Source organism: Streptomyces sp. 840.1 (genome assembly GCF_003751445.1).
GTDB lineage: Bacteria > Actinomycetota > Actinomycetes > Streptomycetales > Streptomycetaceae > Streptomyces.
Window position 1 is genome coordinate 3153412 of sequence record NZ_RJUU01000001.1, and the last position, 25562, is coordinate 3178973.

The window sequence follows — 25562 nt, forward strand, 5'->3', positions numbered from 1 at the left end:
GGATCGGACAGGAGACTCCATGGATCCGGACGAGGATCTGCTCAGTCGCGCCGCACGGGAGCCGACGGCCTTCGAACCGCTGGTCGCCCGGCACTCGGCCGCCCTGCACGGCTATCTCGTACGCCGGGCACCCGCGGCCGCCGACGACCTGCTCTCCGAGGTATGGCTCCAGGCCTACGCCCACCGCCGCACCTACGACGCGGTACGCGGCTCCGCCAGGGGCTGGCTGTTCGGCGTCGCCAGGAACGTCCTGGCCCGGCACCGGCAGACCGTGGCCCGTGCCGCCACCCGCCCGCAGGTGTCCGCCGACGCCACCGTGGGCGACCCGTGGCAGGCCGTCGACCAGCGGCTCGACGCCGCTGCGGTGGGCGAGGAGCTGCGCGACCGACTCGCTGAACTGCCCGAGACGGAGCGAGAGCTGCTGCTCCTGGTGGCGTGGGAGCAGCTGACCCCAGCCGAGGCGGCCGCCGCCGTCGGCATACCCACGGGCACGGCCCGCTCCCGGCTGCACCGGGCCCGCACCCGGCTGCGCGACGGACTCTCCGGCCCGGCCCGCACCACCCTGATGGGAGACTTCGCATGACACACACGGACCGCCACACCGATCTGCTCGACTTCCCCGGCGCCGCCGCCCTTGAGCGTTCCGGACGGATCGAACCGCTGGACCCCGCCGTGCAGGCGCGGGCCCACTCCCTCGTCCTCGGAGCGATCGCCGCGGAGACCGGGGCCCCTGCGGCTTCCGCCCCCGCGGCCGGCCCCCGGCCCGGTCGCCGCCGGATGCTCGTCTGCGCCGCCGCGGTCGCCGCCGTCGCGGCGGCAGTCGCCGTGTTCCCGGTCACCGGGGACGAGCCCACGGCCACCGCATCGGCGTCCGAGGTGTTCACCGCCATGGCCGACCGGGCCGCCGCCGGCCGAGCGAGCGACGCCCCGTACTGGAAGACCACCGTGCGGCGGTGGGTGGAGGGCAACGGGGTCCACACCGACGACACCTATCTGAGCCGCGACGGCGTCTTCATCCGGATGCAGAACGGTAAGACCGTCATCAAGGAGAACCCGGCGGGCACCAGTTGGCTCGTCGGGGACCGGGAGGTGGGCTGGGACGGCCTCGGCGCTCTGCCCACCCGGCCGGACGCCCTGCGCCGGGCCCTGGCGGCCGGTGCGGGGGGAGAGGAAGCCGCCGCCGAGCAGACCGTCATGCAGGCCGGGCAGCTGCTGACCGACGCCCCCGTCCCGCCCGGCCTGCGGGCCGCGCTCTACCGGGTGCTCGCGGGCACTCCGGGCGCCCGGGTGACCGAAGGGGTGAAGGACGGGGCGGGCCGGACCGGCACCGAGGTCTTCTGGAAGTGGACGCAGAACTCCCGCGAGCACAGCGACCACAATCCGCACTGGATCATGAAGCCTTCGGACGGCCGGCTCCTCGAACGCAACTACACCCCGGGCGGCGAAGACCACCACACCAGCCAGCGGGACACCTACCTGCACGCGGGCCCGGCGAACAGCACCCGCTGAGGCCCCGGGCCGCGCACAGTGCGACACCGGCCCCCCGGGGGCAGTCCCGGGAGGCCGGTGTGCGGGGTACCCGTCCCCTCAGGCGGGTACCCGCAGGCGCCGCTCGCGCCGGACCTCCGTCTCGTCCCGGGAGGCTCCGCGGGAGGAGAACAGCCGGTCGGCGGCCAGCGGGCCCGGTCCGGAGAAGACGATCAGCAGCAGGGTCCAGCAGAAGAAGACCGCGGCCTCGCCGCCGTTCTCCATCGGGAGCAGGCCCCGCTGCTGGTGCACGTCGAAGTACGCGAACGCCATGGAGCCGGAGCCCACCAGAGCGGCCGTTCTGGTACCGAGACCGAGGAGCACCAGGGCGCCCCCGGCCAGCTGGATGACGGCCGCGTACCAGCCCGGCCAGGTGCCCGCAGGCACCTGCGCACCGCCCAGGAGCCCGAACAGCGAGGCGGTCCCGTGGCAGGTGAACAGCAGCCCGATGACGATGCGGAACAGGCTGAGTGCGTAGGGCTGTGCCCGCCCCAGGTTATTGATCATCATGAGGCCGTTCTCCTGTCAGCTGTAGACGCCGAACTCGTAGAGCGAGTAGCCGTAGCCGGAGCCACGCGCCGTACCGTTGATCCGCACGTAGCGGCCCGTGCCGTTCACGTCGACGTCGTCGATGTCGCCGTTGCCGTCGGTCACCGACTTCACCGTCGTCCAGCTCTGACCGTCCTCGGACGTCTGGATGTCGTAGGCCTTGGCGTACGCGGGGTCCCAGGCGAGCTGCACGTGCTTGAAGGTCGTGGAGGCGCCCAGGTCGACCTGGACCCACTGCGGGTCGCTCCAGTCACTGGCCCAGCGGGTGTCGAACTTGCCGTCCACCGCGTTGGCCGCCGCGCAGGGGCAGCCGCCGGTCGGGTCGGTCTGGAACGAGGACGCCGTGGCGGTCTTGCCCTGGGACACGTTCGTCCCGTCCACCTTCGGCGGGATCACCTTGACGGACTTGGTCTCGATGCCCTCGTTGCCCTTGCCGTCCGTGGCCTTCACGTAGACCTTGTAGACGCCCGTCCTGCCCGGCGCCTTCGCGGTCAGGGTGCCGTCGCCGTTGTCCTTGGTCTCGGCCGGGACGAGTGCCTTGTTCTGGTCGATGTAGTTGCTGCTGAACAGCACCTGGTAGCTGATCGCGTCGCCGTCCGGGTCGGACGCCTTCGTGCTGATCCGCACGTCGCCGCCGGTGGGTACACCGGTGGTGGCGTTGTCCACGGCCATGTCCGTGATCACCGGCGGGGTGTTGTCGCCCGAGGTGCCGGCGCCGTACGCCTTCTTCACGGCGTAGTACGAGAGCCTCTTCTCGCCGCCGGGCAGCAGGTTGAACCAGACGCCGCCGAAGTCGTCCTCGGTGCCGTAGTGGAACATCGTGGCGCCCAGCGCCACCCCGGTGTGGCCGGTGATGCAGCCCCACGCCTTGGTGTAACCCTCGGCCTTGGCGACGTCGGCCGGCTCGGTCGGCACGCCGTTCGCGTCGTCGTCGACCTCCCACTCACCGGCCGGGCCCGTCTCGGTGACGATGTAGGGCTTGTCGTAACCGCCCTGCTCCCAGTCGGACTTGACGTTGCACACCGCGTTGTAGGCGTTGACGGCGTACAGGTCGAGGTCCGGCGCGTTCCTCTTGTAGTACGGCCAGGCGCCCGTCCAGGCGTCGGTCGAGGTGACCGGGTGGTTGGGGTCCACCGTGTGGATCTTCTTCGCGATGTCGTTCACGAAGGTGGTGTAGGCGTTGCGCTGGGCCTCCAGCTCGTCACCGCCGTAGCAGTTCTGCAGGCCGAGCGTCGACTCGTTGCCGACGTTCCACATCAGCACGCCGGGGTTGTCCTTGTAGGTGTCCACCCACTTGGGGAACTCCGCGAGCATGTCGTTCTTGTACTGGGTGTCCGTCAGGTAGTTGACGCAGCCACCACTGCCCGGCCCGCCGCCCGGCTGGAGCCAGAATCCGGCGATCACCTTGACGCCGTTGGCGGCCGCCGTGTCGAAGAGCGGCTTGCTGGTGGCGTCGGTGCCCCAGGTGCGGATCGTGTTGACGCCCATGGACGCCACGTCCGGCATGTACTTCTCGGCGTCGGCGACCGATGGGCCCCAGGTCAGGCCCTTGACGGTGTACGGCGAACCGTCGACGGTCAGCTGCCAGGCGCCCTGTGAACCGGTGACCTTGACGACGCTGCCGGCCGCCTGGGCGGCGGGTGCCTGGAGGGCGACCATCGCGCCGGCCAGCATGGCCGCCGCCGCGAAGGGGGCTACGAGGCGCTTGGCCGTACGAGTGGGGGGATGGTGCATGTGACTCTCCTTGAGGGTGGGGAAGGAGGCGGGTGGCGAAGATGGGGCAAGTGGGGGGCGGGGTACGTGGGGAAAGTGGCTGGTGGCGAGACAGATGGGGGCGGAGTGACCCCGGGTGATCTTGGAGAGCGCTCTCCAAGATGGGCCGAAAAAAGACCCCCCACCCGGGGTTCGGCCGACCGGTCGCGCGACCGTCCGGCCGTGCGGGCTACGGGAGTTCGTAGTCCCCGTTGAGCACGGCGCCCTTCTCGGGGTGGTTCTCGTCATAGCCGTGCGGGTCGCACTGGAGCCCGCCCTTGACGCAGTGGGTGACCATCGCGTCGAGCGTGGCGGCGTCCCACCCGTTCATGAAGTCGTAGTGGAACGAGAAGCCCTTGCCGCTGGCCAGTTTCACCTGCGACATGTTGCCGTTGACCGGCCAGGCCATCTTGAACTCGATCATCGGCAGGGCGACGGGGTGGTCGGCCGGGCACGAGTTGTAGTTGGCGCCTCCGGCGACCGGGTACGCCATGTGGCTCTTGTGGTCGGGCGTGTCCAGGTGGATGCCGTCCCAGCAACTCGGCGCCTGGAGGCGCAGGTTGAGGTAGGTGTCCCGGCTGGTCGGGCAGCTGGCCGGGAAGTCGTAGTTCTTGAACGACTCACCGCACTCCCAGCCCTCGACGGTGCCCTTGAGGTTCTTGAACTCGTCCTGGGTCTGCATCGGGCTGCCGACGACGTACCGCAGTCCCTTCGGGAAGGGGCGCACGCTCCGGTAGTCGGTGACTCCCGACTTGTAGTAGATGGTCTGGACGCCCTCGGGGAGGATCTTCTGCTCCCCGTTGAAGAGGCTCGGCATCCAGTACCCGGACTTGTCACCGGGCGCCAGGCACGTCGTGTCGCCGGTCTCCAGCGATGCGGCGGTGGTGTAGGCGTTGGTCGTGGTGTTGCCCATGAACGTGTGGTCGTGGGACTTGCCGGGCTGGCCCGGGTAGACGATCGGGTCGTCCGGGGCCGTGTGCGTCGGGGCGCACTTGGCCTGGAACTCGTGGAAGTACGCCGACGGCGGCACCTCCATCGAGGGGGTCACCCCGGTGACCGGCGGGTCGGCCATGATGTAGCCGTCGCCGTCCGGGTCGTCGCCCGATGCCTTGGTGGAGGCGGCCATCCCGGGCATGCCCGGCATGGAGTACGCGGCGTGCCCGGCATGCGTGCCCGCCGCCGCGACCGGCTTGTCGGTGGACGCGTTCGCTGTCGCGGCGATCCCGGCGACCCCTGCCGTGGTGAGGGTCAGCGAGGTGAACAAGAGCAGTCCGGTGAGTGTTCTCGACCTCCGTGGCATGGAGACCTCCTGCTGCGTGGGTGGGGGTGCATGAAGGTGGGAGAGCGCTCTCCCATTCCGGAGTGTTCCGCTCCTGACAAGAGCGTGTCAATAGTTGGTGAACGACCGCCGACCCGCCCGGAGTTGCCGGGGTGCGGCGGGTTACTTCTGGTAACAGGCTGTGGCCTGGGCCGGATTGCGGATCGGCCGGTCTATGGGGCCGGGCGCCGGACTTCACCTGTGTGACAGACGGGTTCCGGGGTGGTGTCGGGCAGGTGGTTCCTGAGGGCGGACGGCACACTTCACCGGTCGGCACCCTCGCCGTGCGCCGGCCTCCGCCCGGTTGCGTACGCTGCCGGGATGACGGCCGAACCACGTGCGTGCGAAACCGGACTGCGGCAGCGACTGCTGCGGCCGGCTGATGACCAGCCGCACCGGGAGACCGGTGACGGCCGGCGCCGGACCGGGCAGCGGACCCCGCGTTCGGCGTGGTTCCCGCTCGCGATGCCGGCGGCACGATGAGCATCGACGTACGGCCCTTCGGGCCCTTCGACCTGCCCGGCATGTACCGGGTGTGCCTGCGCACCGGCGACTCCGGCCGGGACGCGAGCGGGCTCTACGGCGACCCCGATCTGCTCCCGCACATCTACGCGGGCCCCTACCCGGCCGCCGACCCCGGCCTCACCTTCGTCGCCGCCGACGAGCAGGGGGTGCTCGGCTACGTCGTGGCGACCGCCGACACCCATGCCTTCGACGGCTGGCTGGAGGAGCACTGGTGGCCGCCGCTGCGCCGCCGCTACCCGCACCGGCCGGCCGCAGGCCCCGGCGACGGCACGCGGGACCGGAGTTGCGTGGAGCGCATCCACCGCCCCGGACCGCCGGAGCCGGACGCGGTGTACGAGCGCTACCCGGCCCACCTCCACATCGACATCCTGCCGCGCGGCCAGGGCGCGGGGCTCGGCCGCCGGCTGATGGACGCCCTGCTGGCGGCCCTGCGCGAGCGCGGGGTGCGGGGACTGCACCTGGGCGTCGGCGGCGGCAACCCGGGGGCGCACGCGTTCTACCTCCGGATGGGCTTCACGGAGGCGGACCGGCAGGACTGGGGCTCGGTGATGGTGATGGACCTGACGCGGGACGCCGAGGACGGGGCTCAGCCCTCGGGCGGCGGCATGAGGACCATCGGCCAGCCGTCGTAGTCCGCGAGCAGTGCGTCCGGTGCGACGTCCGGGCCCGCCACGTAGACGGCGGTGCCCCCGGACAGCGGCAGCGGCGCCTTCGGGGCGTCCGCTGTCCGCACGCGCAGGATCACCACGGCCTCCGGGTCGGCGGCCGAGCGGCCGGGAAACCCGTCGGGGTCCACACCGACCGCCCGCAGCCCGGCCGGGTGGACGGCGACGTCGACCGTCAGTCCGCCGCCGTCGCGGGTGTGTTCGGCCCAGCCGTCGGTCTGCAGCAGGTACGCCCACCCGTTCGCCTCGTGACAGCAGTCGCCGAGCCGGACCAGGGCGCGCTCCCCCGGGCCGCCCTCGGGATCGACGATGAGGACGGCGGCGGGCGCATCCGGTTCGTCGGGGTCGATGCCGGTACACACATGGAGCCGGGCCATGGGGAGCCTCCGGGGGAGTCGGTTCGTACGGGCGGCAGTACAGCACGCGGGCAGCGGACCCCGCGGGGGACGAAGGGCCCTGGCCCTCAACTCGTGTGCAGCATCAGCCCGATGCCGACCACCATCAGCCCGGCCGCCGCGACGCGCGGGGCGCCGAACCGTTCCTTGAAGAACACGGTGCCGATGGCCGCGCCGACGATGATCGAGGACTCGCGCAGGGCGGCGACCGGGGCCAGCGCCGCCCGCGTCTGCGCCCACAGCACGAGCCCGTACGCCACCACCGACAGGGCCGCGCCGAGCAGTCCGCGTACCGCGTAGGGGCGGAGCTGGGCGGTCAGGGCGGAGCGGCGGCGGTACAGGGCGTACGCGGGGATCGCGATGCCCTCCAGGATCATCAGCCAGGCGATGTACCCGAGCGAACTGCCCGAGGCCCGTACGCCCACGCCGTCGACCGTCGTGTAGCCGGCGATGGCGAGACCGGTCGCCAGCGCGGCGAGGATCGCGGGCCAGTGCGGGCGCTTGCCGGAGCCCCGGATACCCCACAGGGCCAGCCCGACCAGCCCCGCCGAGGCCACCGCGACGCCCGCCGTGGCCCAGCCGTCCGGGCGCTCGCCCACGAAGACGGCGGCCAGCACGGTGACGACGAGCGGGGCGGTGCCCCGGGCGATCGGGTACATCTGCCCGAAGTCGCCCAGGGTGAACGAGCGCATCAGCAGCAGCATGTACGTGACGTGCAGGGCGGCGGAGAAGGCCAGGTACGGCCAGGCCTCCGCGGCCGGGAACGGGACGAAGCCCGCCGCGGCCGCGCCGATCAGCAGCCCGCCGCCGGAGATCAGGGTGAACGAGACCAACTGGTCCTTGATCGCGTGTGCGATGGCGTTCCAGCCGGCGTGCGTGAACGCGGCCGTCAGGACGGCTATGGCGACCAGCGGCGTCATGCGGTCTGCTCGCGCACGTCCACCACCGTGCCGCCCGCGTGCTCGATCAGCGTCGCCGGATCGAGCGGGAAGACCGTGTACGGGGTGCCGGCCGCCGCCCAGACCACCTCGTGCGCGAGGAGCCCCCGGTCGGCCAGCACCCGGGTCCTGGTCCGGTGCCCGAACGGCGGAACCCCGCCGATCGCGTACCCGGTCGCCTCGCGCACCACGTCGGCGCCGGGCCGGCGGACCTTCACCGCGCCCAACTCCGCCCGCAGCCGCTCCATGTCGACCCGCGAGGAGCCGTCCATCAGGACCAGGACCGGCACCCCGTCGGCCTCGAAGATCAGCGACTTGACGATCTCGCTCAGCGCGCAGCCGACCGCGGCGGCCGCCTCGGCGGCGGTCCGGGTGGCCTCCGGGAAGCGGCGGATCTCGACCTCGAGACCCAGCTCGCGCAGTGCCTCGGCGAATCGGGGATGGGCGGCGGCGGTGCTGCCGCCCGCCGGTGCGTTGGTGTCGGAAGTGCTCATGCCCCGCACGCTATCGGCCGTGGTCGCGGGCGTGCGAGCCGGATTCGCGCAGCGGTCGCGGCGGCCGTTCCGCCCGGCCGGACGGGACGGCTCCCCGCACCTCGCTTCCCGCCCCCCGCCGTCACGGTCCCGCGCGCAGGACCTCCGCGACGACCGGGCCGGCCGCGTCGCCGCCGTGGCCGCCGGACTGGACGAGGGCCGCCGCGGCGAGGTCGTTGCTGTAGCCGGTGAACCAGCTGTCGGACGTGGCGTGGCCGTCGATCTCCGCCGAGCCCGTCTTGGCGCCCTTGTCACCGCCGACGTTCGCCATGGCCTGGGTCGCGGTGCCCTCCGGGGCCGTCGCGGTGTAGTGCAGCATCTCCTTCAGCTGCGCCGAGACTCCGCCCGGCAGCGGGTTCGCCGTGGCGAAGACCCGGTTGTCCAGGTTCTGCGGGACGATGTAGGGCTGCCGGAACCGGCCCCCCACGGCCGTGGCGGTGACCGACGCCATGTTCAGCGGGTTCATCTGGATCTTGCCCTGGCCGATGAACGACGCGGCCGTCTCCGCGCCTTCGGAGAGCGGCACCTTGCCGTCGAACGTCGCGATGCCGGTCCGCCAGACCTGGCCGATTCCGAAGTACTCACCGGCCTCCTCACGGAGCGCGGTGTCCCGCTTGCCGCTCCCCAGCGGGAGTATCGGCTTGATGAAAGCGGTGTTGCAGGACCTGGCGAAGGCCCGCTTCAACGTGGGGCCGTCCGTCATGGAGAAGCCGTCCAGGTTGTTGAACGTCACGCCCTCCCAGGTCAGCGAGGACGGGCACTCGACCGCCCCGTTCGCGCTGCCGAGACCGTGCTGGATGATCATCGCGGCGGTCACGATCTTCATCGTCGAGCCGGGGGCCACCGAGCCCTTCCGTGCCGCGTCGTAGCCGTCCGACCGGTTGTTGGCGATGGCCCGGATCGCGCCGGTCGACGGTTCGACGGCCGCCACGGACGACTGGTCGAACTTCTTCACGCCCCGCTCGGCCGCCGCCTGGATGCGCGCGTCCAGCGTGGTCTGCACCCTGCCCGGCTTCCCCTTCGTCAGGGTCAGCAGCGTCGTGTCCGGGGCGTCCGCGTTCTCGCTGTTGATCCAGGTCTCGATGCCCGCGGTGCCGCCGGCCTTCTCGCCGTACTTCTTGCGCAGTTCGTCCAGGATGCCGCCGAGCGAGGGGTACTTCTCCTTGGTGAGCACCTGGCCGTTGCGGTCGACCGCCTCGATCGACGCGGTCGAGGCCTCGCCCGTCTCCAGCGTCTCGCCCTTCTTCAGCTGCGGGTGGACGACGGAGGGCTTCCAGTCGACGAGCGCGTGGCCGGTGGACACCCCGCGCACCACGGTCAGTTCGGACTCGTACGACCAGGGCTTCGTCTTCCCCTTGTAGGAGACCGTCGCCCTGACCGTGTACGGGACCTTCGCGCCGGTTGCCGTGCCGGGGGTGATCACGGCCTTGGTGACGTGCGCGGACTCGCTGTACTGCGTCAGGAGCGGTCCGGCGTCGGCCGGGTTGTTGGTGAGCTGGGACGCGATGTCCGCGTCGCCCTTCGCCCACGCCGCGAGAAACTTCTTCGACGTCTCGGCTGTCTCCTGCTTGGTGACCGGGCCGGTCCGCACCTCGTCCGACGAGGCCGTGGTCTCCGTACCGCCCCCGACGCCGCTGTCCCCGAGCCCGTCCAGGATGTTGTACGCCCCGTAGCCGACCCCGCCGACCACTACGGCGAACACCCCGCCGATTATTCCTACCTTCGCTCCACTGCGCATTCCTGCAGTCCCCCTCCCCAGGAGGCCTCCTTGAACGTGTTCAAGGAGGCTTTCCCGGCACCCTACGGGAACGCTGAGACAGCGGAGACGGTTGTTATCGGAATGCGATCCGTGATCCGGCCTGATGCAAACAAAAGGCCCTAGATCCAGGTGTCCAGCCACATCCGGTCGCGCCAGGAGTTCTCCGGAATCGGGGTCCCCGTGTACAGCGGCCAGAAATAGATGAAGTTCCAGACGATCAGCAGGACCAGCACGCCCGCCGCGACCGCCCCCAGCGTGCGGCGCCGTTCGCCCGAGGGGTCGCCGGTGGACAGGCCCAGTTCGTGTCTGGTTCCGGTACCCGCCGCCGGCCCCAGCATCGCGCCGATCATCATCGCCACCGCGAGGCACAGGAACGGCACGAACACCACCGCGTAGAAGACGAAGATGGTGCGCTCCTGGTACAGGAACCACGGCGCCCAGCCCGCCGCGACGCCGCACGCGATCGCGCCCGCCCGCCAGTCGCGGCGGAAGACCCAGCGCCACAGCACGTACACCAGCGCGAAGCATGAGGCCCACCACAGCAGCGGTGTGCCGAGTGCCAGCACCTCGCGGGCGCACTTGCCGGTCTCCGACGCGGCGCAGCCGTTCTGCTCCTCGTAGAAGTACGAGACCGGGCGGCCCATCACGATCCAGCTCCACGGATTGGACTGGTAGGTGTGCCCGGACGTCAGGTTCACGTGGAACTCGTAGACCTGGTACTCGTAGTGCCACAGGCTGCGCACCCAGTCCGGCAGCCAGGTCCAGCTGCCGCCCTTGCCGTCGGTCGCCGCCCAGTCCCGGTAGTAGCCGTGCCGGGCGGGGGAGTTCTGGATGATCCAGCCGGTCCACGAGGCCACGTAGGTCAGGATCGCCACCGGCACCGTGGAGACGAACGCCGGGACCAGGTCCCGCTTCAGCACCGCCAGGTACGGCCGCATGGCGCCCGCCGTACGCCGCGCGCCCACGTCCCACAGGACCGTCAGCAGGCCGAACGCGACCAGGACGTACAGCCCGTTCCACTTGGTGGCGGAGGCCAGTCCGAGCATGAGCCCGGCCGCGATCCGCCACGGCCGCCAGCCGAGCCGCAGCCGCTCCGCCACGGCGACGTCCGGCCGCAGCACCCCGTCCGCGTCGACCGGCAGCGCGGCTGCGAGCCGGCGCCGCGCCCAGTCCCGGTCGATCAGCAGACAGCCGAACGAGGCCAGCACGAAGAACATCAGCACCAGGTCGAGCAGCGCGGTGCGGCTCATCACGAAGTGCAGCCCGTCCACCGTGAGCAGCGCCCCCGCCAGACACCCCAGGAACGTCGAGCGGAACAGCCTGCGGCCGATCCGGCACAGCATCAGCACCGACAGGGTGCCGAGCACCGCGACCATGAACCGCCAGCCGAACGGCGTGAAGCCGAAGATCTGCTCGCCGATCCCGATGATCCACTTGCCGACCGGCGGATGCACCACATAGCCGGGGTCGACCGGGATGTTCACCTTGGACGGGTCGGCGAGGATCAGCTTGTCGACGTCCTTGGGCCAGGCCCCCTCGTAGCCCTGGTTGACCAGCGCCCAGGAGTCCTTGGCGTAGTACGTCTCATCGAATATCACCGCGTGCGGGCTGCCCAGGTTCCAGAACCGCAGCACCCCGGCGACGAGCGCCACCAGCAGCGGACCGCCCCAGGCCGACCAGCGCAGCAGCCGGTCCGCGAGCACCGGGGGCACCCCGAGTACCGCCCACAGCCGGCTCCCGGGGCGGGTGTACGGCGGAACCAGCCGTTCCCGCAACCCGATACCGGGGCGCGGTGAATGGCCGAAGCGGCGCAGCCGCTGCTGCCAGGAAGTCGGCTCCGGGCCGTACTGATCCCCGGCGTCTTGGCCCTGCCGGGCATCGGGCGCTGTACTCGTCACCGCGCCATCGTAGGGAACGCATCTGTGCGAGTGGTGCCGCCCGTGCTGGGAGGATGGACGTTGTGACGGAGACGACTGGAACGCTGGTACTCGCAGGGACCCCCATCGGCGATGTGGCGGACGCCCCGCCACGCCTCGCCGCCGAACTGGAGACGGCCGACGTCGTCGCCGCCGAGGACACCCGCCGGCTGCGCCGGCTGACCCAGGCGCTGGGCATCCACACCACGGGGCGTGTCGTGTCCTACTTCGAGGGCAACGAGTCGGCGCGCACGCCGGAACTCGTCGAGGCGCTGACCGGCGGGGCCCGCGTGCTGCTGGTCACGGACGCCGGGATGCCGTCCGTCTCCGACCCCGGCTACCGGCTCGTCGCCGCAGCCGTGGAGCAGGACATCAAGGTCACCGCGGTGCCCGGACCGTCCGCCGTGCTCACGGCGCTCGCGCTGTCCGGGCTGCCGGTGGACCGGTTCTGCTTCGAGGGCTTCCTGCCGCGCAAGGGCGGCGAGCGCCTCGGCAAGCTGCGCGAGGTCGCGGGCGAGCGCCGCACCATGGTCTTCTTCGAGGCCCCGCACCGGCTCGACGACACCCTGGCCGCGATGGCCGAGGTCTTCGGGGCCGACCGGCGCGCCGCCGTCTGCCGGGAGCTGACCAAGACCTACGAGGAAGTGAAGCGCGGTCCGCTGGGCGAACTGGCGGCCTGGGCGGCCGAGGGCGTACGCGGCGAGATCACCGTCGTCGTCGAGGGCGCGGCCGACTCCGGGGCCGAGGAACTGGACGCCGCGGAGCTGGTGCGCAGGGTGCAGGTGCGAGAGGAGGCGGGGGAGCGGCGCAAGGAGGCGATCGCCGCCGTCGCCGCCGACGCCGGCCTGCCCAAACGCGAGGTGTTCGACGCGGTGGTGGCAGCAAAGAACGCGGCTCGGACCGGCCCGTCGGAGGGCAAAGGACTATCGTGAAAGGCAAAGCGAAAGCCGCGTACCGGCCCCTTTTGCCACGAGAAGGCCAAGACCGCTCAAACACTCGACAGGGGCTGGTGCGCTCCCGCCGGTAAAGGCGTCCACTGGATAACAGGACGCATTCTCCGGAGTGCTTGTCCGGCGGACAAGAGGAGCAGGCATGAGCGAGATCGCAGCAGCCACCGTGCACGAGGCGTATTCCTTCGCCTGCATGAGGTGCGGACACGGCTGGGAACAGGCCTACGAGATAGAGCACCACGTCGACGCCTCGGGCCACGCCTTCGTGGTCTACAAGGCGGACGGCCAACGCGTTCCCTCCCCCCTTTCGACGCCCACCTGCACCAACTGCGGCGGGCACGTCGTGCGCATCATGCGGTCCGGCCGGGTCTCGACCGTTCAGCAGCTGATGCAGAACCGCCTGCCCGCCGGAAACCACCCCGCCGGGACCCCGGCCGGCACCCCTGCCGACGACGCCGGCCTCGCCGACGACGCCCGGGACCGCAAGGCCGAGGCCGTCGCCGCCACCGCCGTGCCGGCGGGCGAGCACCACTGGCACCTCGCGGACCTGCTGCACCCCTTCCACCGCAAGTGAGCGCCCACCGCACATGAGCCGCAGGCCGCGGTCCTCGTACGATCGTGGCCATGAGCCGTACCGAAGCCCCGCCGCTGCCCGAACCCCTCGGGGTCCCGGTCGCTGACTCGCACACCCACCTGGACATGCAGGACGGCACCGTGGAGGAGGGCCTGGCCAGGGCCGCCGCGGTGAACGTGACCACCGTGATCCAGGTGGGCTGCGACGTGAAGGGCTCGCGCTGGGCCGCCGAGACCGCGGCCGCCCACCCGAGCGTGCACGCGGCGGTCGCCCTGCACCCCAACGAGGCCCCCCGGATCGTGCACGGGGATCCGGACAACTGGTCGCGGCAGGGGGCCCGCGAGGGCGGCGGCACGGCGGCGCTCCACGAGGCGCTCGCCGAGATCGACGCGCTGGCCGCCCTCGACCACGTACGCGGCGTCGGGGAGACCGGGCTCGACTACTTCCGGACCGGCCCCGAGGGCATGGCGGCCCAGGAGGAGTCCTTCCGGGCCCACATCGAGATCGCCAAACGGCACGGCAAGGCGCTCGTCATCCACGATCGCGAGGCGCACGCCGATGTGCTGCGCATCCTGGCCGACGCGGGCGCCCCCGAGCGGACCGTCTTCCACTGCTACTCCGGCGACGCGGACATGGCCCGGATCTGCGCGGACGCCGGGTACTTCATGTCCTTCGCGGGCAACATGACGTTCAAGAACGCCCAGCCGCTGCGCGACGCGCTCGCCGTGGCGCCCCTGGAGCTGGTGCTGGTCGAGACCGACGCGCCCTTCCTCACCCCCGCCCCGTACCGCGGACGGCCCAACGCGCCGTATCTGATTCCGGTCACGCTGCGCGCCATGGCCGAGGTGAAGGGCGTCGACGAGGACACGCTGGCTTCGGCGATCGCCGGCAACACGGCTCGCGCGTTCGACTACTGACGGGTACCGGCCGGGCCGTCGCGACAGCGGGTGGTCGCGCCGCTTTGGAGAGTCACATCCGCTCCTGTCGTCCCGGGCGCCAACGGAATCGCGAGGGCCAGACCGTCTCGGTCCTGCGGATCACCACCACCCGCCGGACCGGCAGGAGCCGCTGCCGTACGCCGTCGAACGGTCCGGGGACGGCTCGCCGGCCGCCGGCACGGAAGTGGTCGAACGGGAGGGGCGCGACGGCGCGCGCCGGGTCATGTACCTCCTGCGGACCGTGAACGGCGTCCGGCAGCGGCCCCGGAAGATCGACGCCGAGGTCGTACGGGAGCCGGTCAGCCAGGTCGTCAGGGCCGGCACCGGGCCGCGTGCGGCCGGGAACCCGCGCTGAGGCCCCGCACCCGCCGGCGGCGGGCGCGAGATCCGGCGCCGCCCGGCCGTAGGCTTAACGGGTGAGCACCACAGAGCCCGACGCCCTCCTGGGCCCCGCAGACATCCGCGAGCTGGCCGCGACGCTGGGCGTACGCCCCACCAAGCAGCGCGGCCAGAACTTCGTCATCGACGCCAACACCGTCCGCCGGATCGTGCGGACCGCCGAGGTCCGTCCGGACGACGTGGTGGTCGAGGTCGGCCCCGGTCTCGGCTCGCTGACCCTGGCGCTTCTGGAGGCGGCCGGCCGGGTCGTCGCCGTGGAGATCGACGACGTGCTCGCCGCCGCCCTGCCCGCCACGGTCACTGCCCGGATGCCGGGACGCGCGGACCGCTTCGCCCTCGTCCACTCGGACGCCATGCTGGTACGGGAACTGCCGGGACCGCCGCCCACCGCACTGGTCGCCAACCTCCCGTACAACGTCGCCGTGCCGGTGCTGCTCACCATGCTCGACCGCTTCCCGACCATCGAGCGGACCCTGGTCATGGTCCAGGCCGAGGTCGCCGACCGGCTGGCCGCGCGGCCGGGCAACAAGGTCTACGGAGTGCCGTCGGTCAAGGCCAACTGGTACACCGACGTCAAGCGCGCCGGCTCCATCGGCCGCAAGGTCTTCTGGCCCGCCCCGAACGTCGACTCCGGGCTCGTGTCCCTGGTGCGCCGGGCCGAGCCCGTCGCGACCACGGCGAGCAAGGCCGAGGTCTTCGCGGTCGTCGACGCCGCCTTCGCCCAGCGCCGCAAGACCCTGCGCGCGGCCCTGTCCGGCTGGGCGGGCTCCGCGCCCGCCGCCGAGGCCGCGCTCGTCGCGGCCGGGATCTCGCCGCAGGCCCGCGGCGAGGCGCTGACCGTCGAGGAGTTCGCCGCCATCGCCGAGAACAAGCCCGCCGACAACGAGCCGGAGCAGTCCGCATGAGCGAGCGCGTCACCGTCCGGGTACCCGCCAAGGTCAACGTCCAGCTCGCCGTCGGCGCCGCCCGCCCCGACGGCTTCCACGACCTGGCCAACGTCTTCCTCGCCGTCGGCCTGTACGACGAGGTCACCGTCACCCCCGCCGACGAGCTCCGCGTCACCTGCTCGGGGCCGGACGCCGCCCAGGTCCCGCTGGACGCCACCAACCTCGCCGCCCGCGCCGCGATCGCCCTGGCCGCACGGCACGGCATCGAGCCCCTGGTGCACATCCACATCGACAAGGACATCCCGGTCGCCGGCGGAATGGCGGGCGGCAGCGCCGACGGGGCCGGCGCCCTGCTGGCCTGCGACGCGCTCTGGTCCACCGGCGCAACCCGCGAGGAACTCCTCGCCATCTGCGCGGAACTGGGCAGCGACGTCCCGTTCAGCCTGGTCGGCGGCGCGGCCCTCGGCGTGGGCCGGGGCGAGCAGCTGACCCCGGTCGAGACCGGCGGCACCTTCCACTGGGTCTTCGCCGTCGCGGACGGCGGCCTCTCCACCCCGGCCGTCTACCGCGAGTTCGACCGGCTCACGGCCGGCACACGGGTGCCCGAGCCCGCAGCCTCCCCCGCACTCCTGGACGCCCTGCGGACCGGCGACGCCAACGCCCTCGCCGCCGCCCTCGGCAACGGCCTCCAGCCCGCGGCGCTGTCGCTGCGCCCCTCACTGGCCGACACCCTCGCGGCGGGCACCACCGCGGGCGCCCTGGCCGCGCTGGTCTCCGGCTCCGGCCCGACCACCGCGTTCCTGGCCGGGGACGAGGCGTCGGCCAGGAAGATCGCGGACGCCCTGACCGCCTCCGCGACCTGCCGCACCGCCCGGGTGGCGGTGTCCCCGGCGCCGGGGGCCACGGTGGTTCAGCGGCCGTAGCGGTAGCGGCAGGAGACGACGCGGACCTCGTCCTCGGCCACGCGGTAGATGAGCCGGTACTCATCGAGCGCCACGATCACCGCGGGCTCATGGCCGGCCCGCGTCACTATGACCTCTTCGCGGTCGTCGACCACCGCGTCGAGGGTTTCGGCGTACCGGGCCGCGTGGGATGTCCGAGGGCAGTGACGATCCTGCCCCGCTCAGCCCAGCCGGACGCTCCGCTTCGCCAGTTCGAACGCCGGCAGCATCCCCGCGTGCTCCTGCGCGTCCAGCCCGCCCAGGTGCACCACCACCGGCCCGTCCGGGGTGGCGACGGCGAAGGCGCGGGCCGGGCGGGACTCGTCCATGACCTTGCTGTGGACGGTGTAGCGGGCCTCGGCCACGGACAGCTTCCCGGCGGTGGACGTGGTGTACGTGATCTTCGAGGCGTTCTCGTCGGCCTTCACGAAGCCCTCCAGCGCCTGGCGCGGGGTGCCGGACTTGCCGTCGCCCTGCCACACCCGCAGGAATCCGATGTGCCCGGCCGGCTTCGCGTCGATCTCGCACACCATGGCGACCGGGCCCTGCCGGCTGAGCGCGGCGAACTCCGAGCCCGGCTCGTCGGGCACCACGGCCTTCGCCTTCCAGCGCTGCGCCAGGTCGAAGACGACGGGCAGCTCGCAGCCGGAACCGGAGCCTCCCACCGTGCCGCCCTTGGCGGCGGCCTCGCTGCCCTTGGCCGCGACCTCGCCGCCGGGCTTCGGGCCCGCCTCCGTACCGCCGCCCGACCCTGAGGAGCAGCCGGTCAGTGCGATGGCGGCCAGCAGCGCCACGGATGCCAGCAGGACGGGCGCAGGCCCGTGAACCGTACGTCGTGTCATGAAGTTCCCCACCCCGGTGAGACCCGGGAACCCGCCCGGATCTTGATCAATCCGGGCAACGTACCGCAGGAATCCGGGGTGAGCGGGCGCTCGTAAGGAGCTCCGCGCCGCGGCGACTACGCTGAAGGTTCAGTGTTCTCCCTTCGAGCTGGAGCGTTTGTGGCCGTCAACCTCGTCAATGTCGAGCAGGTCAGCAAGGTGTACGGCACCCGTGCGCTGCTCGACGGTGTGTCCCTCGGTGTGTCCGAGGGGGACCGGATCGGTGTCGTCGGTCGTAACGGAGACGGCAAGACGACGCTCATCCGGATGCTCGCCAAACTGGAGGACGCCGACACCGGACGCGTCACCCACAACGGCGGGCTGCGCCTCGGTGTCCTGACCCAGCACGACTCCCTCGACCCGAAGGCGACGGTCCGCCACGAGGTCATCGGCGATCTGGCCGACCACGAGTGGGCGGGCAGCGCCAAGATCCGCGACGTGCTCACCGGCCTGTTCGGCGGCCTGGACCTGCCGGGCTTCGAGCACGGCCTGGACACCGTCATCGCCCCGCTCTCCGGCGGTGAGCGCCGCCGCATCGCGCTCGCCAAGCTGCTCATCGCGGAACAGGACCTGATCGTCCTCGACGAGCCGACCAACCACCTCGACGTCGAGGGCATCTCCTGGCTGGCCGGCCATCTGCGCGCCCGCCGCTCCGCGCTCGTCTGCGTCACCCACGACCGCTGGTTCCTCGACCAGGTCTGCACACGCATGTGGGACGTCCAGCGCGGCACCGTCCACGAGTACGAGGGCGGCTACAGCGACTACGTCTTCGCCCGCGCCGAACGGGAGCGGATCGCCGCCACCGAGGAGGGCAAGCGGCAGAACCTCATGCGCAAGGAGCTGGCCTGGCTGCGGCGCGGCGCCCCCGCCCGCACCTCCAAGCCGCGCTACCGCATCGAGGCGGCCAACGAGCTGATCGCGGACGTGCCGCCGCCCCGTGACACCAGCGCGCTGATGAAGTTCGCCAACGCCAGGCTCGGCAAGACCGTCTTCGACCTGGAGGACGTGACCGTCCAGGCCGGGCCCAAGACGCTGCTCACCCACCTCACCTGGCAGCTCGGCCCCGGCGACCGGATCGGCCTGGTCGGCGTCAACGGCGCGGGCAAGACCTCGCTGCTGCGGGCCCTGGCCGAGGCCGCCCGCACCCAGGGCGAGGAGCAGCCTGCGGCCGGGAAGGTCGTCGTCGGCAAGACGGTCAAGCTCGCCTACCTCTCGCAGGAGGTCTCCGAGCTGAACCCGAACCTGCGGGTGCTCGAAGCGGTGCAGCAGGTGCGCGACCGGGTCGACCTCGGCAAGGGCCGGGAGATGACGGCGGGGCAGCTCTGCGAGCAGTTCGGCTTCACGAAGGAGAAGCAGTGGACCCCGGTCGGCGACCTGTCGGGCGGTGAGCGGCGCCGGCTGCAGATCCTGCGGCTGCTGATGGACGAGCCCAACGTCCTCTTCCTCGACGAGCCCACCAACGACCTCGACATCGAGACCCTGACCCAGCTGGAGGACCTGCTCGACGGCTGGCCCGGGTCGATGATCGTGATCTCCCACGACCGGTTCTTCATCGAGCGGACCACGGACCGGGTGCTGGCGCTGCTCGGCGACCGCTCGCTTCGGATGCTGCCGCGCGGCATCGACGAGTACCTGGAGCGCAGGCGGCAGATGGCGGCGGCCGGCACCCCGGCCGCGGTGGCGCCCACGACGTCCTCGCAGCCCGCCGCAGCACCGGCGCCGGGCGTTTCGCCGCAGGAGGCGCGTGCGGCGAAGAAGGAACTGCAGAAGGTGGAGCGGCAGCTCGACAAGATGTCGACCCGCGAGACGACGCTGCACGCGCAGATCGCCGACAACGCGACGGACTTCGAGAAGGTGGCGAAGCTGGACGCCGAGCTGCGTGAACTGGTCGCGGAGCGCGATGTGCTGGAGATGCGCTGGCTGGAACTGGCCGAGGACGCCTGACCGCTGAGCCGCACCGCCGCACAACCCGGGCGGCTGGTGCGGCCGGTGTGGTCGATGGGGGTCTGTGGGGCTCGTGGGGCGGATGGTAGAAAGAGATCTTGCCCGCGCGCGGTAGCCGGACCGTGCCACACCGCAGGTGACACCAGGAACAGGGGGACGGGCCGATGAGCCAGCCGCCCGGACAGCAGCCGCCGCAGGGTGAGTTCGGAGCCCCGTACGGCCCGCCGCCCGAGTCGTTCCCGCCCCCGGGCCAAGGCACGGCGCAGCCGTCCGGCCCCTACGCGGCGCCCGCGCAGCCCGGCCCGTACACACCACCCGCGCAGCCCGGCCCCTACGCACCACCCGCGCAGCCCGCGCCCGGTTACGGGTACCCGCCGCAGCCCGCGCCCGGTTACGGCTACCCGGCGCAGCCCGGCCCGCACGCGCAGCCCACCCAGCCCGGTTACGGCTTCCCGGCGCAGCAGCCACCGCCGCAGCCGCCCCGGCCCGGCGGGTCCGGCGGCGGGCGTTTCCGCGGCGGGACCCGGACGATCGTCGGTGCCGTGCTCGCGGTGGCGCTGCTGGCCGGCGGCGGCATCTGGTTCGCGCTCGACGGGGACGGCGGGAGTGGGAAGCCCACGGCCGGACCGGCGCACAGCTCGGGGCAGCCGGACACCTCCCCGTCCCCCTCGCCGACCGTGAGCAAGGGCGGGGACGAGGACCTGATCAGCCCCGCCGAGGAGACGGCCGCCGTCAACGCGAAGCGCAAGCCGGGCGAGGCGAGGATGCTCTGGCTGCAGAAGGGCGGCGTCGATCTGCCCCAGGGCGGCGAGGACGTGTACGGCCCGTGGTTCTCCGGCGACACCGTCGTCACCGCGGTGTACCGCACCGTCACCGGGTACGACATCAAGGACGGCTCACGCAAGTGGAGCCTGCGGCTCAGCACCACCGCGTGCGCAGCGCCCTCGCAGCCCACCGCCGACGGCAAGATCGTCCTGGGCGTCAAGCGGACCACCGCCGGCGACTCGGAGTGCAACGGCCTCCAGATGGTCGACCTGGACACGGGGAAGGCCGGCTGGCACAAGACGTACGTCCGCCAGGGCATCTGGGACGGGCTCTCCGACCTCAGGATGTCCACCAACGGCGACACCGTGACCGTGGGGCGCACCTCCAGGAGCGACGCCTTCCGGGTCAGCGACGGAAAGGCGGTGTTCGGCAAACTGCCGGGAAACTGCCAGCCGTTCGGGTTCGCCAGCGGTGACATGGCCATCGCGGCGGCCAGTTGCCAGACCGCCGCCGACGACCACAAGGAACACCAGGTACAGCGGATCGACCCCGCGACCGGCAAGCGGCTGTGGACGTACAAGGTCAAGAAGGGCTGGCAGGTCGCGCAGATCTACTCCGCCGACCCCATAGTCGTCTCGCTGGAGCAGTCGCAGAAGTGGGCCATCCTCGTCCTCAACGCCGACGGCACCTACCGCACCCAGCTCTCCGGCGGACCGGGCGACTACCAGGTCGCGTGTGACGCGGACCTGATCGTCAAGGGGCCCAACCTCGACAACTGCCTCGGGGTGGCCGCCGACGCGAACACCTTCTACATGGCGACCAAGGCCGTCGACCTCAAGGTCGGCGACGGCAACAAGGTCGCCGCCTTCGACCTGAACACCGGCAAGTACAAGTGGTCGGTCCGGTCCCCGGCCGAGCAGTCCCTGACCCCGCTGCGGACGGAGGGCGGCAAGCTGCTGATGTACCTCGGCGCCGCCAAGAACAAGGGCGGCGGCATCGCCTCCGTACCGAGCACCGGGGGAAGTTGGGGCATGGTGCTGCGGCATCCGGTGTCGGGCGTGCCCACCGAGCGCGGCTTCTCCCTCTCGCGCATCACCTACGTGGGCGGACGCTCCTACCTCACGCAAGCGAGGATCAGCGGCATCGAGGACGGGGACGAGATCGAGGAGCGGTCGATGGTCGCCTTCGGGAGCTGACGGACCGTAGGCGTAACGGCAGCATCACGGCCCGGTTCTCCCTTGGGCACAGGGGTGGACCGAACCGGGGCCCGTGCTGGGGCGGGTGGTAGAAAGAAGCCCCGCTCGACTGTCGTAACACTGCGGGATCCATGCCCGATTCGCTCCATTTCGCTGGAGATTCAGGGGGTCTTGTCCGACTCCCGGGAGCCCCGGCGAGATCGCGGGGGAGTCCGGAACGGGCACCGGACCGCACGAAGGGGGACGTGCTGATGACCCAGCCGCCCAGCCAGCAACCGCCGCAGGGAGGCTTCGGCGCTCCGAAGGAGCCGCCGCACGGGGTCCCGCAGCCGCCCCAGGGCCCGCCGCAGACGCCGCCGCCCCCCGCGCAGCCGCCCCAGGCGCCGGCCACCCCGCCGGGCCCGCCGGCCGCGCAGCCGGGGTACGGCTACCCGCAGCAGCCGGGTCAGCCGCAGCAGCCCCCGTACGGTCAGCAGCCCGGTCCCTACGGCCAGCAGCCGCCGCAGCAGCCCGGCCCGTACGGCCAGCAGCAGCCGGGCCCCTACGCCCAGCAGCCCGGTCCCTACGGCCAGCCGCAGCAGCCGGGCCCGTACGGGCAGCAGCAGCCCGGGTACGGCTACCCGCAGCAGCAGTACCCCACCGCGCCGCTCCCCGGCGGTCCGGGTGGTCCCGGCGGACGCAGCCCCTTCAAGGGGAAGCCCGCGATGATCATCGGTGCCGCGGTCGCCGTGCTGCTGGTGGTCGGCGGCGGTGTCTACCTGGCCACGAGCGGCGGCGACGACGACAAGAAGCCCGTCGCGAAGGGGAGCACCAGCGACCCGAAGCCGTCCGTCTCGCCCTCCGTGGACGAGGGCGACGGCAACGGGACGGGCCGTGAGGGCAACGACGACCTGAACGCCGGGCGCAAGGCCGGCGAGGCCAAGGTCCTCTGGCTCCAGAAGAACGACGTCGACCTCCCGCGCAACGGCACCGACGTGTACGGCCCGTGGATAGTCGGCGACACCATCGTCAAGGGCATGTACCGCACCGTCTCCGGCTACTCGGTGGCCGACGGCAAGCAGAAGTGGACGCTGAAGCTGGGCACGGACATCTGCTCCGCACCGGCGCAGACCACCACCGACGGCAAGATCGTCATCGGGGTGAAGGACGGCACCACCGACAAGGCGGACTGCGCGGACCTCCAGCTGATCGACCTCAACACCGGCAAGGCCGGCTGGAAGAAGTCGATCAAGAGCAGCGGGCTGTTCGACATGCTGTCGGACATCTCCCTCGCGATCAGCGGCGACACCGTGACGGTCGGCCGCACCGGCGCCTCCAACGCCTTCCGGGTGAGCGACGGCAAGGCACTGTTCGGCAAGCGCGCCGGCAACTGCCAGCCGTTCTCCTTCGCGGGCGGCGCCAAGCTGATCGCCGCGACCAACTGCCGCACCGAGGACGTCGAGAACCCGCAGCAGGAGGTCGAGGAGATCGACCCGGTCACCGGGAAGCCCAAGTGGACGTACAAGCCCGCGCGCGGCTGGGAGATCGACCGGTTTTACTCGGTGAGCCCGCTCATCGTCTCGCTGACCAAGGGCAGCGGCGACGCCAAGAAGTGGAGCATCCTCGCGCTCAAGGAGAACGGCTCGCTCCGCTCCCAGGTCATCAGTGACAAGGGCGACTCGTTCGCGACCAACTGCGGCGGCACCTTCGCCATCTTCGGCAAGTCCGTCGACGGCTGCGCGGGAGTCGCGACCGACCCCAACACGCTCTACATGGCGACGCAGGACGACACCAGCGGCACCGCCAGGACCAACAAGGTCGTCGCGTTCAACCTGAACACCGGCAAGACCAAGTGGAAGGCGAACGCCCCGGCCGAGCAGACGATGCAGCCGATGCGCATGGAGGGCGGCAACCTGCTGCTCTACGTCGACGCCGGCTACGGCAAGGGCGGCGGGATCGCCAGCCTGGCCCCGACCGGCGGCACCCCGCAGATGGTGCTGCAGCACCCGGACTCCACCTCGGAGATCGAGAGCTCCTTCTACAACGAGAAGATCCTCTACGCGGGCGGCCGTTCGTTCGTCACGAGCGGGCGGGTCAGCGCCAGCAACGACAAGGAAGAGCTGGAGACGAAGACCATGATGGCCTTCGGCAAGTAGCGGCTCACCGCGGCACCCGCAGGAACCCGCCGGCCGGCGGACGGCAGCAGAACCGTCCGCGGCCGGCTCAGGCCCCCCCCGACTGACTCTCCTTCTCCCAGAGGTACCCAACGCCATGACGCAGCCGCCCCAGCCGCCGCCCAACGAACCGCCGCAGGGCGGGTTCGGCGCACCGCAGGACCCGCCGCCCGGCGGTTTCGGCGCACCGACGCCGCCGCCCGCCGACCCGTTCGGCAAGCCGCCGGCCGGTCCGCCGGCCACCCCGCCGCAAAGCGGGTACGGCACCCCGCCGCCCGCCGGCCCGCCGCAGCAGCAGCCGGGCTACGGCTACCCGCAGACGCCCCCGCCCGGCCAGCCGCCGCAGCAGCCCGGCTACGGCTTCCCGCAGGGCCAGCCGCAGCAGCCCGGTTACGGCTTCCCGCCCGGCCAGCCGCAGCAGCAGCCCGGTTACGGCTACCCGCAGCAGGGCCAGCCGCCGCAGGGCTACGGGTACCCGACCGCCCCGATGCAGCAGCCGGGTCAGCCGCCGCAGAACGGGAACGGCCCCAAGAAGTTCTCCACCCAGGCACAGATCATCGTGGCCGCGGTGGTCGCCGTGGTGCTGATCGTCGGCGGCGGCGTCTGGTACGCCTCCAGCGGCGGCGACGGCGACGACAAGAAGGACGAGGCGTCCACCTCCGCCGGCGCCGACGGCGAGAACAAGGGTGGCGACGGCAAGGACCTCGGCGGCGGCAGCGGCAAGGAGAAGGTCCCGGCGAACACCAGGAGCATGGTCGCCTTCCAGCTGCCGCAGCCCAAGGTCACCGACGTCACCACGGTCGACGGCTCCTGGCTGACGGACAAGGCGTACGTGAAGACGGGCGTCAACGAGATCATCGGCTACGACCCGGCCAAGGGCACCAAGCTCTGGTCGATCCCGCTGCCCGGCCAGCTCTGCGCCGCCTCCCGGCACATGAGCAAGGACTTCAAGACGGCCGTCGCCTTCGAGGGGGCCAAGCGCACCGCCGCGAAGAAGTACCAGAGCTGCGACCACGTGGGCGCCCTGGACCTCAGCACCGGCAAGCTCATGTGGAGCAAGTCGGTCACCGCCGCCACCGGCGGTGACGAACCCGTCCGCTTCGCCGAGATCACCCTCAGCGGCACCACGGTCGCCGCGGCCGGCACCGACGGCGGCGCCGCCTTCGACCTGAACACCGGCGCCGAGCGCTGGAAGCCCAAGGTGAGCACCGACCGCTGCTACGACAGCGGGTACGGCGGCGGCGACGCACTCGCCGTGGTCCGCAAGTGCGGCGCGTACGACGACCCCCAGCTCACCATCCAGGCGCTGAACCCGACCTCGGGCGCTCCGCTCTCCTCGTACAAGATGCCGCCCGGTGTCGAGTACGCGAGCATCGTCTCCACCAAGCCCCTGGTGGTCGCGGCGGACGTCGGCGACACCGCGGGTGACGGCAGCGGGATCTCCGACTTCTTCTCGATCGACGCCGCCACCGGCAAGCTGCTGGCCCGGATTCCGGCCGACGGGGAGAAGTACGCGGCCAGCTGCCGCTCCACCGAGGTCGAGAGCTGCCAGCAGGTCGCGGTCGGCAACAACCGCATCTACGTGCCCACCGAGGAGCACGACGGCAGCAACGACTCCGCCGGCGACACCAACGAGATCGTCTCCTTCGACCTGGCCACCGGCAAGCAGACCGGCGACCGGGCCGACGCGGGCGACGACTACACGCTGTTCCCGGTCCGCATGGACGGCGGCAACATCATCGCCTACAAGGAGCCCCCGTACGACAAGGGCGGCCAGGTCGTCTCCATCGACGGCAGCACCTTCAAGCAGACCGTGCTGATGGAGAACCCGAGCGACGAGACGATCCGGGACGCGGAGACCAGCTTCTCCCCGGAGTACGCCGAATACCGTTACAGCGGTGGGCGGTTGTTCATCTCCGAGACGATGATCAGCAAGTCGGGAGAGAGCTCGCTGGACGACAAGGAGTACCTCGTCGTCGCGTTCGGTGCGAACTGACCGGACGTCAGCACACCCCCCGGCCCTGCCGGTCGATCAGTCGACCGGCAGGGCCGGCCGC

At 71.7% G+C, this 25562-nt stretch carries 22 protein-coding genes and 1 pseudogene; 13 read left to right on the top strand and 10 right to left on the bottom strand.

Going from position 1 to position 25562, the window contains the following annotated elements; all coding sequences use genetic code 11:
- Positions 1–19: 19 nt before the first annotated feature.
- Positions 20–583 carry an RNA polymerase sigma factor gene (locus EDD93_RS14485; RefSeq protein WP_123525537.1) on the top strand — a complete coding sequence of 188 codons (564 nt, stop codon included), beginning with the start codon at positions 20–22 and terminating at the stop codon, positions 581–583.
- On the top strand, positions 580–1509 hold the full coding sequence (locus EDD93_RS14490; RefSeq protein ID WP_123525538.1) for a CU044_5270 family protein: 930 nt from the start codon (positions 580–582) through the stop codon (positions 1507–1509). Before EDD93_RS14485 ends, EDD93_RS14490 begins: the two co-directional genes overlap by 4 nt.
- A gap of 78 nt (positions 1510–1587) precedes the next feature.
- Here EDD93_RS14490 and EDD93_RS14495 read toward each other — a convergent pair whose 3' ends face one another.
- The 3 genes from EDD93_RS14495 to EDD93_RS14505 all read right to left on the bottom strand — a co-directional run bounded on the left by EDD93_RS14495 (position 1588) and on the right by EDD93_RS14505 (position 5128).
- Complete coding sequence (locus EDD93_RS14495) at positions 1588–2034, bottom strand: DoxX family protein (protein WP_123527771.1); 447 nt, start codon at positions 2032–2034, stop codon at positions 1588–1590.
- Between the two features lie 18 nt (positions 2035–2052).
- Positions 2053–3810 carry a discoidin domain-containing protein gene (locus EDD93_RS14500; RefSeq protein ID WP_123525539.1) on the bottom strand — a complete coding sequence of 586 codons (1758 nt, stop codon included), beginning with the start codon at positions 3808–3810 and terminating at the stop codon, positions 2053–2055.
- A gap of 208 nt (positions 3811–4018) precedes the next feature.
- Positions 4019–5128 carry a DUF1996 domain-containing protein gene (locus EDD93_RS14505; RefSeq protein ID WP_185092317.1) on the bottom strand — a complete coding sequence of 370 codons (1110 nt, stop codon included), beginning with the start codon at positions 5126–5128 and terminating at the stop codon, positions 4019–4021.
- A 497-nt stretch (positions 5129–5625) separates the two neighbouring features.
- Between EDD93_RS14505 and EDD93_RS14510 the strand changes: the two genes are divergently transcribed.
- Positions 5626–6303 (top strand): GNAT family N-acetyltransferase, encoded by a 678-nt coding sequence (locus EDD93_RS14510; protein WP_123525541.1) that lies wholly within the window; start codon positions 5626–5628, stop codon positions 6301–6303.
- Here EDD93_RS14510 and EDD93_RS14515 read toward each other — a convergent pair.
- The 5 genes from EDD93_RS14515 to EDD93_RS14535 form a co-directional block, all read right to left on the bottom strand.
- Entirely contained in the window at positions 6258–6713 is a 456-nt protein-coding gene (locus EDD93_RS14515; RefSeq protein ID WP_123525542.1) for a hypothetical protein, read from the bottom strand. The genes EDD93_RS14510 and EDD93_RS14515 overlap by 46 nt on opposite strands.
- An 86-nt stretch (positions 6714–6799) precedes the next feature.
- Positions 6800–7651, bottom strand: coding sequence for an EamA family transporter (locus EDD93_RS14520; RefSeq protein ID WP_123525543.1), 852 nt, complete (start codon positions 7649–7651; stop codon positions 6800–6802).
- A complete protein-coding gene (locus EDD93_RS14525) occupies positions 7648–8163 on the bottom strand; it encodes a YbaK/EbsC family protein (RefSeq protein WP_123525544.1) in 516 nt (171 codons plus the stop codon). Before EDD93_RS14525 ends, EDD93_RS14520 begins: the two co-directional genes overlap by 4 nt.
- Positions 8164–8284: 121 nt before the next feature.
- Positions 8285–9940 (bottom strand): penicillin-binding transpeptidase domain-containing protein, encoded by a 1656-nt coding sequence (locus tag EDD93_RS14530; protein WP_185092318.1) that lies wholly within the window; start codon positions 9938–9940, stop codon positions 8285–8287.
- 140 nt (positions 9941–10080) lie between these two features.
- Complete coding sequence (locus EDD93_RS14535) at positions 10081–11859, bottom strand: dolichyl-phosphate-mannose--protein mannosyltransferase (protein WP_123525546.1); 1779 nt, start codon at positions 11857–11859, stop codon at positions 10081–10083.
- A gap of 53 nt (positions 11860–11912) precedes the next feature.
- Here EDD93_RS14535 and rsmI point away from each other — a divergent pair, with 53 nt between their 5' ends.
- The 6 genes from rsmI to EDD93_RS14565 all read left to right on the top strand — a co-directional run bounded on the left by rsmI (position 11913) and on the right by EDD93_RS14565 (position 16548).
- A complete protein-coding gene (gene rsmI / locus EDD93_RS14540) occupies positions 11913–12809 on the top strand; it encodes a 16S rRNA (cytidine(1402)-2'-O)-methyltransferase (protein ID WP_123525547.1) in 897 nt (298 codons plus the stop codon).
- A 160-nt stretch (positions 12810–12969) separates the two neighbouring features.
- Positions 12970–13401: a hypothetical protein gene (locus EDD93_RS14545; RefSeq protein WP_123525548.1), complete on the top strand. Its 432-nt coding sequence runs from the start codon at positions 12970–12972 to the stop codon at positions 13399–13401.
- A 50-nt stretch (positions 13402–13451) separates the two neighbouring features.
- Positions 13452–14318: a TatD family hydrolase gene (locus tag EDD93_RS14550; RefSeq protein WP_123525549.1), complete on the top strand. Its 867-nt coding sequence runs from the start codon at positions 13452–13454 to the stop codon at positions 14316–14318.
- A gap of 151 nt (positions 14319–14469) precedes the next feature.
- Entirely contained in the window at positions 14470–14694 is a 225-nt protein-coding gene (locus EDD93_RS14555; protein WP_311318334.1) for a G5 domain-containing protein, read from the top strand.
- Between the two features lie 61 nt (positions 14695–14755).
- Positions 14756–15643 (top strand): 16S rRNA (adenine(1518)-N(6)/adenine(1519)-N(6))-dimethyltransferase RsmA, encoded by an 888-nt coding sequence (gene rsmA, locus EDD93_RS14560; protein ID WP_123525550.1) that lies wholly within the window; start codon positions 14756–14758, stop codon positions 15641–15643.
- On the top strand, positions 15640–16548 hold the full coding sequence (locus EDD93_RS14565) for a 4-(cytidine 5'-diphospho)-2-C-methyl-D-erythritol kinase (RefSeq protein WP_123525551.1): 909 nt from the start codon (positions 15640–15642) through the stop codon (positions 16546–16548). The genes rsmA and EDD93_RS14565 overlap by 4 nt, the downstream gene beginning before the upstream one ends.
- Before the next feature lie 35 nt (positions 16549–16583).
- On the opposite strand, the pseudogene EDD93_RS40215 reads toward EDD93_RS14565, so the two are convergent.
- Positions 16584–16721 (bottom strand): annotated as a pseudogene (locus EDD93_RS40215) (type II toxin-antitoxin system prevent-host-death family antitoxin); the annotation flags it as partial.
- 27 nt (positions 16722–16748) lie between these two features.
- Positions 16749–17408: a lipoprotein gene (locus tag EDD93_RS14575; RefSeq protein ID WP_123525553.1), complete on the bottom strand. Its 660-nt coding sequence runs from the start codon at positions 17406–17408 to the stop codon at positions 16749–16751.
- Positions 17409–17567: 159 nt separating this feature from the next.
- On the opposite strand from EDD93_RS14575, the gene EDD93_RS14580 reads away from it, so the two are divergent.
- The 4 genes from EDD93_RS14580 (at position 17568) to EDD93_RS14595 (ending at position 25501) form a co-directional block, all read left to right on the top strand.
- Positions 17568–19391 (top strand): ABC-F family ATP-binding cassette domain-containing protein, encoded by a 1824-nt coding sequence (locus EDD93_RS14580; protein WP_123525554.1) that lies wholly within the window; start codon positions 17568–17570, stop codon positions 19389–19391.
- A 164-nt stretch (positions 19392–19555) separates the two neighbouring features.
- The gene (locus tag EDD93_RS14585) at positions 19556–21352 is read left to right on the top strand and encodes a PQQ-binding-like beta-propeller repeat protein (RefSeq protein WP_123525555.1); all 1797 of its coding nucleotides are present in this window, start codon (positions 19556–19558) and stop codon (positions 21350–21352) included.
- Positions 21353–21603: 251 nt separating this feature from the next.
- A complete protein-coding gene (locus tag EDD93_RS14590) occupies positions 21604–23487 on the top strand; it encodes a PQQ-binding-like beta-propeller repeat protein (RefSeq protein ID WP_123527772.1) in 1884 nt (627 codons plus the stop codon).
- A 115-nt stretch (positions 23488–23602) separates the two neighbouring features.
- Positions 23603–25501 (top strand): PQQ-binding-like beta-propeller repeat protein, encoded by a 1899-nt coding sequence (locus EDD93_RS14595; protein WP_123525556.1) that lies wholly within the window; start codon positions 23603–23605, stop codon positions 25499–25501.
- Positions 25502–25562 lie beyond the last annotated feature (61 nt).